We start from the raw sequence: 15,917 nt of genomic DNA, 5'->3' as shown, positions 1-15,917 counted from the left end.
CATGACCGAGGTTCGGGCACCGCAACGGCCGCCCCGGCCGGGCCGGGTACGGCGGCTGCGCGAATGGTGGCGAGCCCTGATCACCCTGTGGCAGGTCAGCCTGATCATCGTCCTGGTGGCGGCGCTGGTCCCGCTCGGTGTGTGGGGATGGAACACGTGGTGGTACTGCGCCGCGGACATCCTCCGCGCGAACGGCAGCTGTGTCGGGATCACCGACGGCTCGCACGGCCCGGTGTTCGGCGCCGGGACGGCGGAGGCGCTGGAGCTCATCGGCGCGGAGAACGCCCGTATCGCCGCCGATCCGGGCGGCAAGGACATCGTCACGATCGCCTACCTCGTGCCCATCCCGCCGCCCGGTGTGGAGGACGAGTACGCCGTCCGGCTGAGCGGCGACGTCATGGGCGCCGCCGTCGCCCAGCGCCAGGCCAACCGCACGAACACGCTCGGCGACCGCCCGTTGATCAGGTTGCTGGTCGCGAACGTCGGCGACTCCGCGGAGCCGGCCACGGAGCCGATCGAGAAGTTGATCGGCATGGCGGGCTCCGGCTTCGCCGAGCACAAGCTCATGGCCGTCGCGGTCAGCGGAAAGTCCCTGAACCCCATGATCGGCATGATCGACGAGCTGGTCGCCGCCCAGGTGCCGGTGCTCATCTCCCATCTGACGGCAGAGGAGGTCACCTCCAGCCCGGTCGCCGCGGACACCTCGTTGGCCAGGATCGCGCCCACCACGGCGGACCAGGCGGCCGCGCTGGCCTCGTACCTGAAACCGACCACCCGCACGGCGCTGATCGTGCAGAACAGCGATCGGCGGGACCGCTATGCGGCGAGCCTCGGCGAAGGCTTCCGGGAGCAGTACGCCGACGGCGCGCACACGATCCTGGCCCCCGACGAGACCTACATCGGCGGCGAAAGTGCGGCGAACGCCATGGACGACATCCTGGTCCACGTCTGCCAGCAGCGCCCTGACGTGGTCATGTTCGCGGGACGGGCAGCGGAGCTGGGGCCGTTCGTCGCGGCACTGCCGAAACGGACCTGCCTCGACCACCCGGTCCGCGTGGTCACCGGCGACGACGGCGCCAGCTTCGCGGAGGCGGTGGCCCGCGATGAGCCGGGGCTGCGCGAGGGGCTGCGGGCCAACGCCTCGGTGTCCTACACCGCGCTCGCCCACCCCGAGGCGTGGCGGGCTGCCGCCGACGCCTTCGCCCCGGGGACCGCGGACTACCTGACCGGTGGCTGCGCGGAGTGCTTCCCGACGCTGTTCCCCGACCAGAGCCTCGACGACAGCTACGCGATCATGGCCTATGACGCGGTGCTGACCGCGGTCACGGCCATCCGGCAGCCCGGTGAGTCGGTCAGCTCGCCGGACGCGGTGATCCAGGAGTTCAAGCGGCTCCACGGACCGCAGGCGATCGCCGGGGCGAGTGGCTGGATATCGCTCGCCGCGACCGGATCCCCCGTCGAGAAAGCCGTGGCGATCATGGACCCCCTGCCGGACGGATCCACCCGGTTCCGTCAGCTCAGCTCGCCGTCGGGTACGCCGTGCCGGCCGGGTACGGCGCCCTGCTGAGCCGGTTCAGAATGTGTTTGAGAAGCCCGCATGTGGGCAGCAGACGTCGGCGATCCCGCAGGTCCAGGCTGAGCTGGGCGGCCCGCTCCGCGCTTCTCAAACACATTCTCAGGCGAGCAGCGGGGCGAGCCGCTCGGCGTGCTCCCGCAGGAGGGCCACGAGCTCGTCGTTCGGCTCGGCCACGCGGTGTGGCGGCCCGGCCAGCGCGAGCCCGGCGACGAGGGCGCCGGTGCCCGGGGCGCGGACGGGCACGGCGAGGCAGCCGCGGTCGGGGCGCAGCTCGCCGCATTGGCGGGCGAGGCCGGTGGCCGCGACCGTGGTGAGCTGGCGGTCGAGCGCGGCGGCGTCGACGACGGTCTGCTCGGTGAACCGGCGCAGGTCGCGGGCCACCGCCCGCCAGTCGGGCTGGTCGGCGAGCAGCAGCTTGCCCAGCGCCGAGGCGTGCGGGTACCGGGCGATGAGGGTGGCCTCGGCAGGCGGGTGATCGGGATCCGGGTCGACGAGCGTGACCTGCCCGGCGGTGAACGACGCGAGGTGCACGCCCCAGCGGACGAGCCCGCGCAGGTGCTCCACCACCGCGCGGGCGGCCGTCGGCGGGGTCGTGACGACGGGCAGCGCGAGGCGCGCCGCGCGGCGGCCGAGCGCGAAGCCGCGCAGGTCGGGAAGCCGCACGAGGTACTCCTCGCCGACGAGCAGGTTGAGCAGGCGGTACGTGGTGGCCTGCGGCAGCTTGAGCGCGGCCGAGATCTCCTTGGCGGTGACGCCGGGGCCCGCCGCGACCACCTCCTCCAGCACGGCGAGCGCGCTGCGCACCGCGCGGGGCTGGCGCCCCGACAGCGGGAGCGGGTCGAGCCCGGTCACGCGCCCCGCCCGGTGTGCACGTCCGTCGTCGACGTCTCGTCGTAGACGCCGATCGCGGCGAGCTCATGCGGCCGCCGGACCCGGAGCACCGCGTACCAGGCGAGCGCGGCCAGCACCAGCGCGCCCAGCACGATCGGGATCGCGCCGCCGAGCGCGGAGACGACGAACGCGCCGCAGACCCCGGCGAGCACCGGAACGGCGACCGCGGTGACCAGCACCGGCAGAAAAGTCAGCTCGCCGATGCGGCGCAGGAAGAGTGGCGCGGCGAGCGCCACGAGCAGGTACGCGACGAGGTAGCCCGCGGTCGCGACGGTGATCAGCCCGCGCAGCATCGTCAGGCCCGGCACCTCGGCCAGGAACAGCGCTGCCGGCACCGCTGCGCCGACGGGGATCGCGACCGCGATCGCGACGTGCGGGGTCCGGTAGCGACGGTGCGTCGCCCCGATGCGCCGCGGCACGATCCGATCGCGCGCCATCGAGAAGAGCACGCGGACCAGCGCGTTGGCGGTCGCGAGTGTGGACGCCACGAAGGAGGTGGCGATGCCGAGGTCGAGGAGGACGGCGAGCCACGGGGTGCCGTGCGCCGCGGCGAGGGTGACGACCGGCTCCGGCTGGTCGCCCAGCGCCCCCGCGAAGCCGACGACCTGGGTGTGGGCGGCGAGCAGCACCAACAGCCCAACCAGCGCGGCCGTGCCGAGCACGGCCCGCGGGACGGTGACGAAGGGCCGCCGCGCCTCGACCCCGAGCGTCGTGGCGGCCTCGAACCCGATGAAGGCGCCCAGCGCGGGGAGTACCCCGGCCGCGACGCCGGTGAGGCTCCAGCCCGGCTCACCGACTGCGGGCGGCGGCGCCTGCGGACCGGTGAGCAGCACGGCGAAGATCACGAGCATCAGCGCGATCGAGACGGCCTCGACCGCGAGCACGATCCGCGCCGACACCCGGACCCCGCGCAGCACCAGCCCGGCCGCCAGGGTGGCGAGGACAACGACCCCCGCCGCCCCCACCGGCGGCGGAGTGCTCCAGCCCAGCCGGCTGAGCAGCGCGTCGATGTAGAGCACGGAGCCTGCGAGCACCGCCATGAGCAACACCGCGTAGCCGGCCAGCAGCGCGGCGCCGCACGCGAACGCCGCCGCCGGCCCGAGGCCCTTCGCGGTGAGGCTGTAGAGCGATCCGGCCGCCGCCATCCGGCGGGTGAAGGTCGCGATGCACGCGCCGACGGCGACGGCCACGGCGGTGGCGAGCACGAACGACCAGACCGTCGCCGTGCCGGCCGTCGTGGCCACGATCGCGGGCACGGTGGCCATCCCCGCCGCGGGCGCCGCCGTGGACACCGACTGCGCGAGTACCTCGACCGGGCGGAGGTTGCGCCGGTCGAGCCCGTGCACGGGCGAGCGGAGCCGCAGCCCCGCCAGTGCCCCGTTCCGCATCCTCACCTCCGATGATCGGGGGACGCTAACCCGTCGACCGCGGCTGCGACAGGCGCAAATACGTCGAATGAGAATCGTGCACCCCGTGATTCTCACGGCGTGAGAGCCGTCGCACCGAGCTTTCGCGGCTGGGGAGACCCACCTTTGACGGCGGCGGCACCCAGCGGTGACGGTCCCTCACCACGCTCTCGCCAACGACGCAGGGAGGAACCCGCATGACGACCCTCGATGACCGGCGCGACGCGGCCACCACGCATCCCCTCACCATGACCAGCAGCGCCGAGGTCGACCGGGTCCGGGAGGCTCTGGCCGCCGCCGGCCTGCTCACCGAGACCGTCCGCTTCGCGTTCTTCGCGCCGGAGGAACCGCCGAAGGCCGAGGTGCTCGCGCATGCCGACGGCGCACCCGTCGACCGGCGGTTCCGGGCCGTGCTGCTCGACCTCGCGACCGGCCGGTCCTGGGACACGGTCGTGTCGGCGACCAGCGGCGATGTGGTGTCGTCGCGCGAGCTGGACCCGCCGGTCGACGGCCAGCCGCCGATCATCGACGCCGAGTTCGAGCTGATCGAGGACATCCTCAACGCCGACGAGGGCTGGACCGCGGCACTGGACAAGCGGGGCATCGACCCGGCGTCGGTACGCGCGGTGCCGCTCTCGGCGGGCGTGTACGACCACCCAGAGGAGGTCGGCCGCCGCATCGTGCGGGCCTTCGGGTTCCGGCAGGACCACGAGAAGGACCACCCGTGGGCACACCCGATCGACGGGCTCGTCGCCTACGTCGACCTCACCGACCGGCGCGTCACGCGGATCATCGACATCGGCACGCCTCCGGTCCCGGCCACCTCGGGCAACTTCGACGACCCCGAAGTGCAGGGCCCGCCGCTCGAGTCGCTGAAGCAGATCGAGATCACCCAGCCGGATGGCCGCAGCTTCACCGTGGAGGACGGCCGGGTGCGCTGGGGCAAGTGGGACCTGCGCATCGGGTTCAACGAGCGTGAGGGTCTGACCCTGCACCAGATCGCGTTCGACGGCCGCCCGATCTGCTACCGCGCGTCGATCGCCGAGATGGTGGTGCCCTACGCCGACCCGGCGCCCACGCGGTTCTGGCAGAACTACTTCGACTGCGGCGAGTACATGTTCGCCCGCTACGCAGACTCGCTCCAGCTGGGGTGCGACTGCCTCGGCGACATCCACTACGTGGACGCCGTGATCGCCGACGACCTCGGCATGCCGAAGACGATCACCAACGCCATCTGCATGCACGAGGAGGACACCGGCGTGCTCTGGAAGCACTCCGACATGTTCACCGGCTCCCGCGAGGTGCGCCGCCAGCGCCGGCTCGTCATCTCGTTCTTCACGCCGATCGGGAACTACGACTACGGCTTCTACTGGTACCTCTACCTCGACGGCACGATCCAGCTCGAGGTCAAGGCCACCGGGATCGTGTTCACCGCCGCCTACCCCGATGGCGGCAACGACTACGCCACCGAGGTGGCGCCCGGCCTCGGCGCGCCCTACCACCAGCACCTGTTCTCGGCGCGCCTCGACATGACCGTCGACGGCGTGCGCAACGTCGTCGAGGAGGCCGAGGCCGAGCGGGTGCCGATGGGGAAGGGCAACCCGTACGGCAACGCGTTCCGGCAGCGGCGCACGCGCCTGACCCGCGAGTCGCAGGCGCAGCGGCGCGCGGACGGGTCGGTGGTCCGCAGCTGGCACATCGTCAACCCGGAGCAGCGCAACGCACTCGGACAGAACGTCGGCTACGCGCTGTTGCCGGAGGGCAAGGCCACCCTGCTCGCGGACGAGGCGTCCTCGATCCACGCGCGGGCGACGTTCGCGACCAACCACCTGTGGGTCACCCGGTACGACCCGGCGCAGCGCTACCCGGCGGGCGACTTCGTCAACCAGATCCCGGGCGGTGCAGGCCTGCCCGCATGGGTGCGGGCCGACCGCGACATCGACGGCGAGGACATCGTCGTTTGGCACACGTTCGGCACCACCCACTTCCCCCGGCCGGAAGACTGGCCGGTGATGCCGGTCGACCACACCGGGTTCACGCTCAAGCCGGTCGGGTTCTTCGACCGCAACCCGGCGCTCGACGTCCCGCCGGCTCCCGGAGCCCACTGCCACAACGGCGCCGCCGAGGTGCACGGGCCGGCAAAGGAGCGTGCCGGCGATGGCGACTGACGCGACCGCGGCCCCCACCGCCACGACCGGCGGCTTCCACCGCACGCTTGGCCTGCGCGACGTCATCGCGCAGAGCCTCTCGGTGATCGCGCCTGCGATGTCCGGGGCGTTCCTCACCTACCTGGCCTCGACGAAGGCCGGTGGCGCGACGCCGCTGGCCTACCTGCTCGGGACCCTCGCCATGCTCGCCGTCGGTGGCACGGTGGCGATGTTCGCGCGTTCGCTGTCGTCGGCGGGTTCGATGTACACCTACATCACCCGCGGCGGCGGGAAGGTGCTCGGCTTCCTCGGCGGATGGTGCTACGCCGCGGCGTTCCTCGTGCTCGGCGGCGCGGTGCTGTGGGGCTTCGGGTTCTTCACGGCGAGCCTCGTCGCGCTGCTCACCGGCGCCGACCCGGCCTGGTACTGGTTCTCCCTCGCCGGGCTCGTCGTCATCGCGCTGATGAGCCTGTTCGACATCCGGGCCTCCACCCGGACCCAGCTGGTGATCCTGCTGGTCACGATGGTCGCGCTGCTCGTCGTCGCCGTGGTCGTCATCGCGATCGGGTCGCCGGCCGTCAGCGTGATCGACGGGACCACGCCGGTGGCCGACCCGGGCCGCAGCCTCGACCTGGCCGCGTTCTGGCCGTCCGCGGCGGGCGTCTCGTGGACGGGCGTGCTCTTCGGCCTGTCGTTCGCGATGCTGTCGTTCACGGGGGCCGAGGCCAGCGCCGTGCTGTCGGAGGAGACCCGCGACCCGCGGCGGGCCATCCCGCGCGCGATCATCGGGTCGATCGTCGTGGCGGGCCTGTTCTACCTGGTGATCACCTACGCGACGGCGATCGGGTTCGGCGTGCAGCAGGCGTCCACCGACTGGCCGACGTCCGTCGCCGGGCTGGCCGCCGTGGCCCCGAACGAGGCGGTCGGCGCGGTCGTGCTGGCCTGCGCGGCTCTGGCGAGCCTGTTCTGCGCGCTCGGGGTGCACATCGCGGTCTCGCGGGTGCTGTTCGCAATGGGCCGCGAGCGGGTGCTGCCCGCCTGGCTGGGCACGCTGCACCCGCGGTGGGGCACGCCGTGGCGGGCGATCGGGCTCGACCTCGCGGTGTGGGTACTGCTCGCCGCCGTGTCGGTGCTCCTCACCAGTCGGGAGAGCCAGGTCGCGATCGCGGGCGGCATCGACTCCGGGCAAACCGGCGGCGTCTTCCTGTTCACCTTCCTCGCCGGCATCGGCACGCCCCTCGTGATGGGCGTGTACCTGCTGCTCGGGATCGCCGGTGCGGCGCAGGGCAGGCGCACCGGGCGGCCGGGGTTCACCGTGACTGGCGTGCTCGCCGCGGTGGTCGGGGCACTGGCCGTCGTGGGCGGCGTGTACTACTCGTTCGTGCCCGCCGCGCCCGACGTGCCGATCCCGCCGCAGGTGGCGATGGTGCCGTGGGTCTGCCTCGCCATCACCGCCGCCGGCCTGGCGGTGGCCGCCTGGACCTGGCGGTACCGGCGGGACGTGTGGGCCGACATGGGCCGGATCTTCGACGAGGTCTAGCCACCCCCAGGTCGTGAGTGGATACGCGCGCCATAGCTCGCGTATCCACTCACGAGTGGGCATCAGGCGGGCGGGTCGCCGAAGTCGGGGATCGGCAGCCGCTCGCCACCGCGCAGCGCCGACTCGTGCGCGACGATGCCGGGCAGGGTGAACCGGGCGGCCATCCACGCGTTCACCGTGGCCAGGGTGCCGGTCTCCACCGCGCGGACGAAGTCGTCGGCGAGGAACTGGTGACTGCCCTCGTGGCCGTTGTGGGCGCCGTGGTAGCTCGCCGGCAGCCGCGCGACGTCGTGCACCGGCGCGTGGCCCGAGACGAACGCGGGCCGCAGCTCGGGGGCGACGTGCGCGAGGGACGGGTCGTCCACCGACAGGCCGCCGGAGCCTGCCTCCAGCTCGGCGGTGACGTCGGTGACCTTCTCCTTGTCCTGCCAGAGGCCGACGGTCGCGAGCTGCTCGAAGCTGCCCTCCGTGCCGAAGAACCGGAACCGGGACTCGCGGATGTGCGACGGGTAGCCCACCCGCCGCATCTCGTTGGTGCGCATCACCCCGCCGTCGGCGAGCTCGAAGAGGGCGGTGGCGTTCGAGAAGTCGTTGCCGAACTGGCTGATCTCCCGGTCGAACACCCCGTCGCCCCGCTGGTCGCGCACCCCGATGCAGCTCACGCTCACCGCATGTGTCGGCACGGCGCCGAGCACTCCGCCGATCGCGTGTGTCGGGTAGAGCATCGGCGGGTAGCTGGCCGTGGCCTTCCAGTTCTCCCCACCGCTGAACTGGTAGGCGGCGTAGAAGCCGAGGTCCATGTCGTGCACGTAGTCGCCCTCGGCGTAGAAGATCCGCCCGAACGCGCCCTCGGCGAGCTTCCTGCGGGCGAACACCGTGGCCGGGTGGTAGTAACTCGTCTCGCCCATCATGTAGGTGAGCCCGGTGGCGCGAACCGCCTCGATGATCGCGCCGATCTCGTCGGCCGTGATCGCCATCGGCACCGCGGAGTAGACGTGTTTGCCCGCCTCCAGTGCCTTCAGTACCAGCGGGGCGTGCGTCCACCGCTGCGTGAAGATCGCGACGGCGTCGACGTCGGACGCCAGCATGTCCTCGAAGCTCTGGTACGTGCCGGCGAGGTCCTGTAGCGCCACGAGCTCTGCGGCCCGCTCGGGGATCACGTCCGTGACGTGCACGGCGCTGACGCCGGGGTGCTTGTGGAACAGCTCGGTGAACTGGCCGGCGAACTGGCCGGCCCCGACGAACCCGATCGAGAACATGAAGGCCCCTCCGCTGCGACGATCTGAAAGCAGTGATCAGTCTGCCCGTTGTGAAACCGTCGCTCAGAGCCATCCCTCGGTGACGCTGATCGCGCTACTCTGCCGACACGATGGGGTGCTGCGGGCTGGGGGCGTGACCGGGGGATGACAGGCGGAAGTGGCGCCGCGCCGATCGGAAGGCCCGTCGGAGGGCTGGAGGCGGAGCTGGCGCGGCGCGCCGTCGCCGAGGGACGGATCGCGACGTCGCTGGTCGAGCTGGAGCAGCATCCCGGTCACGCGCTGCTGTCCACGAGCCGCCTCACCGGCCGCACGTCACGGGAGTGGACGCAGGCGAGCGCCGATCTCGCCGGACTCTGGCAGGACTTCGACACCTACCGGCGGGTGGTGGCCGCCGCCCGCGACGCACTCGCCCGCGGCGCGGACGATCCCGAGCTGCACCGGTTGCTGCGCGAACCGTCCATCGAGGTGGGGCGCTCCGTCGTCGAGCGCAAACTGACCGGCACCGTCGAACGCGTCGACTCGATCACCCTCGCCGATCTCGCCGACCGGATGGACGCGGCGTTCGACCGGGTGCACGCACTGTTCGTCGCCGCCCACGACCTGCACGAGAAGTTCCTCGCCGCGATCGGCCCGCTCGCTGAGCGCCTGCGGGCGGCCCGGCAACTGGCCGCCGACCTCGAGGACACCCGTGTGGCCGAGCTGACCAGCAAGGTCGAGGAGCTCACCTCCCGGTGCACGACCGATCCGCTCTCCCTCGCCGACGCGCCACCTGACGCCGCGCTCGCCGAGCTCGGGGCGCGCGTCGACGCCCTCACCGCCGACCTCGCCCGCACCGCCGCCGCGCGCGATGCGTGGAACGACCGGCTCGCCCGCGTCGGCGCCGCGCTCGCGGAGCTCGAGGCGGCCCGCGCCGCCGCGGAGCAGGTGCGGCTACGCGCCCAGGAGCTCGTGGTCACGGCCCCGCTCGACGCGCCACCCGACCGCGCCGACGCGCTGCGGGGCGTGCTCACCGCGCTGATCGACGGACGGTTGCCGAGCCGCAGCGGCTGGCCGGCGCGCGCCCAGGCCCTGGCCGGGCTGGAAGCCGACGTGGATGCGGCGGCCGCGGAGGTGCGCAGGGCGCAGGCGCTCGCCGACGGGCTCCTCGAACGGCGCACCGAGCTGCGCGGCCGATTCGAGGCCTACCGGGCCAAGGCCGGCCGGCTCGGCGTCTCCGAACGCCCCGACCTGCTCGCCGTCGACGCCGACGTCCGCCGCCTGCTGTGGACCCGCCCCGCCGACCTCGCGGCCGCCACCCGGGCCCTCGTGGCCTACCAGCGGCTCATGGCCACCGGCGACGGCTCGACAGGGAGGACCGCATGACCGCGCCACAGTCCTGCGACCGCCCCGGCTGCGACGGCACGATCGAGGACGGGTGGTGCGACACCTGCGGGCTGGCGCCCACCACCAGCACGGCAACGGCCGCCCCCGCGGCGTCCTCCGCACCGGGTGCCGGGCAACCCTGCGACCGCAAGGGTTGCGACGGCACCATCGACGACGGATGGTGCGACACGTGCGGGCTGGCGCCCACCGGCGACCCGGCGTCCGGACCGTCAACGGCCCCGTCCACCGCCCCGTCCACCGCTCCGTCCACCGGGCCGTCCAGCCGACCGAGCGGCTGGTCCACCAGCAGCGGCGGCAGCCGACCGTCCCGCCGCGGATCGGGCCGCACCACCACCGGCAGCACGCGCAGCCGCCTCGGCGCTGGCCTCGTCGAGGTGCCGGCGGTGCCCAAGGTCGACCCGGCGAGCGCCCTGCTCACCGACCCCGAGGTGCCGGAGGAGAAGCGCTTCTGCAGCACCTGCCACAAGCCCGTCGGCCGGTCGAAGGACGACCGGCCAGGGCGCGCCGAGGGATTCTGCCCGCACGACGGCACGCGGTTCTCGTTCACCCCGAAGCTCGGGCCGGGCACGGTCGTCGCGGGCCAGTACGAGGTACAGGGCTGCCTCGCCTACGGCGGTCTCGGATGGATCTACCTCGCCACCGACCTGAACGTGGAGAACCGCTGGGTGGTGCTCAAGGGTCTCCTCAACTCAGGTGACGCCCACGCGATGGCCGCCGCCGTGGCGGAGCGGCGGTTCCTCGCCCAGGTGAACCACCCGAACATCGTCACGATCCACAACTTCGTGCAGCACCCCGACGAGGACGGCACCCCCGTCGGCTACATCGTGATGGAGTACGTGGGCGGTTCCTCGCTCAAGCAGCTGATGGAGGTCCGCCGCCGCCCGGATCGCACGCTCGACCCGATGCCGGTGCCGCGCGCGATCGCGTACATGCTGGAGGCGCTGCCCGCGCTCGGCTACCTGCACGCGAACGGCCTTGCGTACTGCGACTTCAAACCCGAGAACGTGATCCAGTACGACCGGCAGCTCAAGCTGATCGACCTCGGTGCCGTGATCGGGTTCGACGACCAGGCCAGCGACGTCTGGGGCACCGTGGGCTACCAGGCACCCGAGATCGGCGACAGGACGCGCAAGGACAACGGGCCGACCCCGAGCTCGGACGTACACACGGTCGGCCGCACGCTCGCCGTGCTCGCCCTCGCGCTCCCGCCGACGCGGCGGGGCGTGCCGACCCCGATCCCCGACCCGGGAGAGCATCCGGTGCTCGCGCGGCACGAGTCGTTCCACCGGCTGCTCCTGCGGGCCACCGACCCCGACCCGCTGCGCCGGTTCGAGACGGCCGACGAGATGGCCGAGCAACTCGGCGGCGTGCTGCGCGAGGTGATCGCTACCGACCGCGCGGAAGGCACCGGCGACGAGTCCGGCGAGCACGACCCGGTGCCGCCCGCGGTCTCCACGGTGTTCGGGCCACCGCGCGGCACCTTCGCGCCCGGGCTGCTCGTCGGCGCGGGGCCCGGCGGCGACACCGGCGGCGAAGCCGACCCGGGCCGGCCGGACCCCGAGCGCGTGGCCGCGCTGCTGCCGGTACCGCTGGTCGACCGCGACGATCCGGCCGCCGGCCTGCTCGCGGCGGCCGCGCCCAGCACCCCTGCCGACGTGGAGCGGGTGCTCGCCGCGGCGCCGAAGTCCAGCCGCGCGCTGCAGCTCGCCCTCGTGCGCGCCCACCTCGACGCCTCCGACGCGGCGGCGGCCACGATGGTGCTCGACGCACTCGCCGCCGAGGACTCCGAGGAGGAAGCCGACGACTGGCGACTGGACTGGTTCCGAGGCGTCGCGGCGCTCGTCGAGGGCCGCATCGACGCGGCGTGCGCCGCGTTCGACACCGTGTACTCCACCCTGCCCGGCGAGGCGGCGCCCAAGCTGGCGCTCGCAGCGGCCTCGGAGTGCGCGGGCCGCGACGAGCCGGCGGGCCGCTACTACGCACTCGTGGCCCGGCCCGATCCCGGCGTGGGCGACGCGGCGTTCGGGCTGGCGCGGGTGCGGGTGCGGGCCGGTGACCGCGCGGGGGCGCTCGCGGCGCTCGACGCCGTGCCCGACTCGTCGAGCGCGTACGTGGTCGCCCAGCTCGCCGCGGTGGAGGTGACGCTCTCCGGCCGGTTCGGCGCCGATCCCGGAGAGGACGACCTGCGGTCGGCGGCTGCGCGGGTCGAGGGGCTGCACCTCGACGCGGCCACCGCGCAGCGCGTGCGCACCCGCCTGTTCGAGGGGGCGGTCGAGCTCGCCCCGAACGGTGCCGCCGGGGCGCCGCTGCTCGAATGCCCGTGGAACGAGCGGGCGCTGCGGCTGGCCCTCGAGGCGAGCCTGCGCGCCTCGGCGCGACTCGCGTCCGACCGGGCACAGCGGGTGCTTCTGGTGGATCGGGCGAACGCCGTGCGCCCATGGACCTGGGTCTAGTGCCCCCCGCCGGAAGTCCGCCGAGTAATTCGGCGGCCCATGCCCACGCTGGCCGCACCGGCCGGCGGCCCGAGTACGCCCGGTACGAGGGCCGCCGTCCGGCGCACCCAGCGAGAACCTGGATCCACCGACTTACCCAACGGACTTCCGGCGGGGGGCACTAGCCGATGACCGAACACGTCTCCCCACCTGCCGCCGCGTGCCCCCGGTGCCGGGAAGCGGTGGACGACCACCGCTTCTGCGAGAACTGCGGCCTCGACCTGTGGCTGCGCCGCGGCGGGGCCGCCCGCCCGCCGTCGGGGCCGTGCCCAGGCTGCGGCGCGAACGGGACCCGCACCGTCAACGGCTTCGGGGTCGACGAGGCGGGGGAGGACTACTGCGGCACCTGCGGGTTGCGTCGCTCCGACGGCACCGAGCACGTCGAGGCCGACCTCGGACCCGTCGCCGGGGTGAGTGACCGCGGGCTCTACCACGTCCGCAACGAGGACGCGATGGCCGTCGGCGTGCTCGCAGGCCCCGGCGCGCAGCCGCTCGTGGCCGCCGTGGTGTGCGACGGCGTGTCCTCGGTGGACGCACCCGAGCTGGCCTCGCGCGCCGGTGCCGACGCCGCGCTGGAGCGGCTGTTGCACCCGGGCGGCGCCACGATGAGGAAGGCGGTGGAGGAGGCCGCTGACATGGTGGCCGCGCTCGCCGACGGGAGCCACGGGACATTCCGCAACCCGCCGTCGTGCACGCTCGTGGCGGCGCTGGTGGACCCGGGAACGGACGACGGTGCGGAGAACGCGGAGAACGGTCCGGCGATCACCGTGGGGTGGGTCGGCGACAGCAGGGTCTACTGGCTGGCGGCGCCGGACGCGGCCGAACCCGCGCGGCTGCTGACCGTGGACCACTCGTGGGCGGTGGAGATGATCGCCGCGGGGGTGCTCGACGCCGAGACCGCGATGGCCGACCGGAGGGCCCATGCCATCACGCGGTGGCTCGGGGCGGGCGGCGAGCCGGAGCCGGAGGTCATGACGCTGCGCCCCGCGGGCCCTGGGCTGCTCCTGCTCTGCACGGACGGGCTCTGGAACTACCTCCCGCGTGCCGAGGACCTGGCCGAGGTCGCGCTGCCCGTCCTCGCGCGGGGCGGGCCGGCCGCTGTCGCCCGTGCGCTCACGGCCCTCGCGCTGGACGCGGGCGGGCGCGACAACATCACGGTGGTCGCCGTGCCGGTCGTGCCTCGAACGAGAGGAGGTAGCGAGTGACCGACGTGGCTGCGACCGGTGGGTTCACCGTGGAGGTCGACCAGAACAGCTACCTGCCGGTGGACGCCACCCGGGTGGACGCGATCGTCACGGTGACGGCCACCGACGGTGCGGCCGGGCCCGCCCCCGCGTCCGAGGTGCTCGAGGTCATCGTGATCGACTGCTCGACGTCGATGACGGGCAGCAAGATCCGGGCCGCCCGGCAGGCCACGGTGGCGGCGATCTCCGAGCTGCGCGACGGTGTGTCGTTCGCGGTGGTTGCGGGCAACCACGTCGCCCGGCAGGTCTTCCCGCAGCACGGCACGGCCGTGGCGGGCGACGGCTCGCGCTCCTCGGCCATCCGGCTGGTGGAGCGGCTGCAGGCCGACGGGGGCACCGGGATCGGGAACTGGCTGATGCACGTGGGCGGGCTCGCCCGCGCGCATCCGGGCTCGATCAAGCACGCGATCCTGCTCACCGACGGGCAGAACGGCGAGTCGGCGCAGTACTTCACGAACGCGCTGGACAGCGTGCTCGGCGCGTTCACCTGCGACTGCCGCGGGGTGGGCACCGACTGGCGGGTCGACGAGCTGCGCACGATCGCCACCGCGATGCTGGGCACCGTCGACATCGTCGCCGATCCCGCCGACCTCGCGGCCGACTTCCGGTCGATCATGGGGGAGGCGATGGGCAAGAGCGTCGCCGATCTCGCCCTGCGCCTGTGGACGCCGCGGGGCGCCACCGTCCGGTTCGTCAAGCAGGTGGCGCCCACCGTCGAGGATCTGACCGGCAGGCGCACCGAGGCCGCCCGGCAGAGCGGTGACTACCCGCTCGGCTCGTGGGGCGCCGAGTCCCGCGACTACCACCTCGCGATCGAGGTCCCCGCGGGTGGGGTCGGTGACGAGATGCTCGCCGGGCGGATCAGCGTCGTGCGTCCCGGCTCCGGTGACCTCCCTGAGCAGGTGCTCGGGCAGGGCCTCGTCACGGCGATCTGGACCGAGGACAGCGGGCTGTCGACGCGGATCAGCCGCGGCGTCGCCCACTACACCGGTCAGGCCGAGCTCGCGGAGGCCATCCAGGAGGGGCTCGCCGCGCGGAAGGCGGGCGACGAGCCCACGGCCACCGCCCGGCTCGGGCGCGCGGTCGCGCTCGCCACGGCGTCGGGGAACGACGGCACCGCGCGGCTCCTGGAAAAGGTGGTCGACGTGGTCGACGCGCCGTCGGGCACGGTCCGGCTGCGCAAGGTGGTCGCGGACGTGGACGAGATGACGCTCGACACCCGCTCCACCCGCACCGTGCGGGTGCGGGGGGACGGATGACTCAACCCTGCACCGAGGACCACTCCGCGGCGACCGGTGAGTACTGCGACGTCTGCGGGTTGCGGTTGCGTGGTGCACAGGCCGCCGCGCCGCCGCAGGCGCCCGCCGAGCGCTGCCCGAGCTGCGGTGCCGCGCGCGAGGGCCGGTTCTGTGAGGTCTGTGGCTACGACAGCGCGATGGGGCCACCACCCGAACCTGCCGCCGCCGGCGTTCCCGAGGTCCCGGCGCCACAGCCGGCGCGGGGCGGGCCGTGGATCGCGGTGGTCCGTGCCGACCGCGCGTGGTTCGAGGAGGTCCTGCGCCGGAACGGGCCCGACGCCGGCTCGCTGCAGTTCCCCGCGTTCAGCACGGAGCGGCGGTTCGTGCTCGACGGCCCGCGGCTGGCGATCGGGCGGCGCAGCCGCTCGCGGGGTATAGAGCCGGAGATCGACCTGTCCGCCCGGCCGATGGATCCCGGTGTGTCGGCCCTGCACGCTCTGCTCGTCAGCCGGGCCGACGGGGGCTGGGACGTGGTGGACCTCGAATCGACGAACGGCACCGTCGTGGGGGACCGGCCCGATCCGATCCCACCGAACACGCCCGTCCCGCTCGCCGACGGCGACGTGGTGAAGGTGGGCGCCTGGACCACGATCACGCTGGTGGCCCCGGACTAGGCACGGCCTAGGAGGGCGCTGAAGAAAGCCGATCTCGATGGGTGCGGGACGGGCAGGGTCTCTCAAT

General features: G+C 73.5%; 11 protein-coding genes. 8 read left to right on the top strand and 3 right to left on the bottom strand.

Features of this window, described 5'->3' with window-relative positions:
* The first annotated feature begins 1 nt into the window (after position 1).
* Positions 2-1,567, top strand: a complete 1,566-nt coding sequence (locus K1T35_RS25730; RefSeq protein ID WP_220254247.1) for a hypothetical protein — start codon at positions 2-4, stop codon at positions 1,565-1,567.
* Between the two features lie 108 nt (positions 1,568-1,675).
* Here the strand turns inward: K1T35_RS25730 and K1T35_RS25725 are convergent, their stop codons facing one another.
* Entirely contained in the window at positions 1,676-2,428 is a 753-nt protein-coding gene (locus K1T35_RS25725) for an IclR family transcriptional regulator (RefSeq protein ID WP_220254246.1), read from the bottom strand.
* On the bottom strand, positions 2,425-3,855 hold the full coding sequence (locus tag K1T35_RS25720) for an APC family permease (RefSeq protein WP_220254245.1): 1,431 nt from the start codon (positions 3,853-3,855) through the stop codon (positions 2,425-2,427). Before K1T35_RS25720 ends, K1T35_RS25725 begins: the two co-directional genes overlap by 4 nt.
* Before the next feature lie 215 nt (positions 3,856-4,070).
* Here K1T35_RS25720 and K1T35_RS25715 point away from each other — a divergent pair, with 215 nt between their 5' ends.
* On the top strand, positions 4,071-6,041 hold the full coding sequence (locus K1T35_RS25715) for a primary-amine oxidase (protein WP_220254244.1): 1,971 nt from the start codon (positions 4,071-4,073) through the stop codon (positions 6,039-6,041).
* On the top strand, positions 6,031-7,560 hold the full coding sequence (locus K1T35_RS25710) for an APC family permease (protein WP_220254243.1): 1,530 nt from the start codon (positions 6,031-6,033) through the stop codon (positions 7,558-7,560). Before K1T35_RS25715 ends, K1T35_RS25710 begins: the two co-directional genes overlap by 11 nt.
* Positions 7,561-7,622: 62 nt before the next feature.
* On the opposite strand, the gene K1T35_RS25705 is transcribed toward K1T35_RS25710, so the two are convergent.
* Positions 7,623-8,819, bottom strand: coding sequence for a Gfo/Idh/MocA family protein (locus tag K1T35_RS25705; protein ID WP_220254242.1), 1,197 nt, complete (start codon positions 8,817-8,819; stop codon positions 7,623-7,625).
* Positions 8,820-8,963: 144 nt separating this feature from the next.
* Here K1T35_RS25705 and K1T35_RS25700 point away from each other — a divergent pair, with 144 nt between their 5' ends.
* From K1T35_RS25700 to K1T35_RS25680, 5 genes are all read left to right on the top strand, one after another.
* The gene (locus K1T35_RS25700; protein ID WP_220254241.1) at positions 8,964-10,181 is read left to right on the top strand and encodes a hypothetical protein; all 1,218 of its coding nucleotides are present in this window, start codon (positions 8,964-8,966) and stop codon (positions 10,179-10,181) included.
* Positions 10,178-12,655, top strand: coding sequence for a serine/threonine-protein kinase (locus tag K1T35_RS25695; protein ID WP_220254240.1), 2,478 nt, complete (start codon positions 10,178-10,180; stop codon positions 12,653-12,655). The genes K1T35_RS25700 and K1T35_RS25695 overlap by 4 nt, the downstream gene beginning before the upstream one ends.
* A gap of 167 nt (positions 12,656-12,822) precedes the next feature.
* On the top strand, positions 12,823-13,899 hold the full coding sequence (locus K1T35_RS25690) for a PP2C family serine/threonine-protein phosphatase (protein ID WP_220254239.1): 1,077 nt from the start codon (positions 12,823-12,825) through the stop codon (positions 13,897-13,899).
* The gene (locus K1T35_RS25685) at positions 13,896-15,197 is read left to right on the top strand and encodes a VWA domain-containing protein (protein ID WP_255620703.1); all 1,302 of its coding nucleotides are present in this window, start codon (positions 13,896-13,898) and stop codon (positions 15,195-15,197) included. The genes K1T35_RS25690 and K1T35_RS25685 overlap by 4 nt, the downstream gene beginning before the upstream one ends.
* Entirely contained in the window at positions 15,194-15,850 is a 657-nt protein-coding gene (locus K1T35_RS25680) for an FHA domain-containing protein (protein WP_220254238.1), read from the top strand. Before K1T35_RS25685 ends, K1T35_RS25680 begins: the two co-directional genes overlap by 4 nt.
* Positions 15,851-15,917: the final 67 nt, after the last annotated feature.

This window comes from Pseudonocardia sp. DSM 110487, assembly GCF_019468565.1.
Taxonomy (GTDB): domain Bacteria; phylum Actinomycetota; class Actinomycetes; order Mycobacteriales; family Pseudonocardiaceae; genus Pseudonocardia.
The sequence above is the reverse complement of the archived record's forward strand: the minus strand, read 5'-3'. Positions and strand labels throughout refer to the sequence as shown.

Excerpts from the sequence above, each read along its gene's own strand:
- K1T35_RS25730 (WP_220254247.1), top strand. The coding sequence starts at position 2 with ATGACCGAGGTTCGGGCACCGCAACGGCCGCCCCGGCCGGGCCGGGTA.
- K1T35_RS25680 (WP_220254238.1), top strand. The coding sequence starts at position 15,194 with ATGACTCAACCCTGCACCGAGGACCACTCCGCGGCGACCGGTGAGTAC.
- K1T35_RS25695 (WP_220254240.1), top strand. The coding sequence starts at position 10,178 with ATGACCGCGCCACAGTCCTGCGACCGCCCCGGCTGCGACGGCACGATC.
- K1T35_RS25705 (WP_220254242.1), bottom strand. The coding sequence starts at position 8,819 with ATGTTCTCGATCGGGTTCGTCGGGGCCGGCCAGTTCGCCGGCCAGTTC.
- K1T35_RS25715 (WP_220254244.1), top strand. The coding sequence starts at position 4,071 with ATGACGACCCTCGATGACCGGCGCGACGCGGCCACCACGCATCCCCTC.
- K1T35_RS25710 (WP_220254243.1), top strand. The coding sequence starts at position 6,031 with ATGGCGACTGACGCGACCGCGGCCCCCACCGCCACGACCGGCGGCTTC.
- K1T35_RS25700 (WP_220254241.1), top strand. The coding sequence starts at position 8,964 with ATGACAGGCGGAAGTGGCGCCGCGCCGATCGGAAGGCCCGTCGGAGGG.
- K1T35_RS25720 (WP_220254245.1), bottom strand. The coding sequence starts at position 3,855 with ATGCGGAACGGGGCACTGGCGGGGCTGCGGCTCCGCTCGCCCGTGCAC.
- K1T35_RS25690 (WP_220254239.1), top strand. The coding sequence starts at position 12,823 with ATGACCGAACACGTCTCCCCACCTGCCGCCGCGTGCCCCCGGTGCCGG.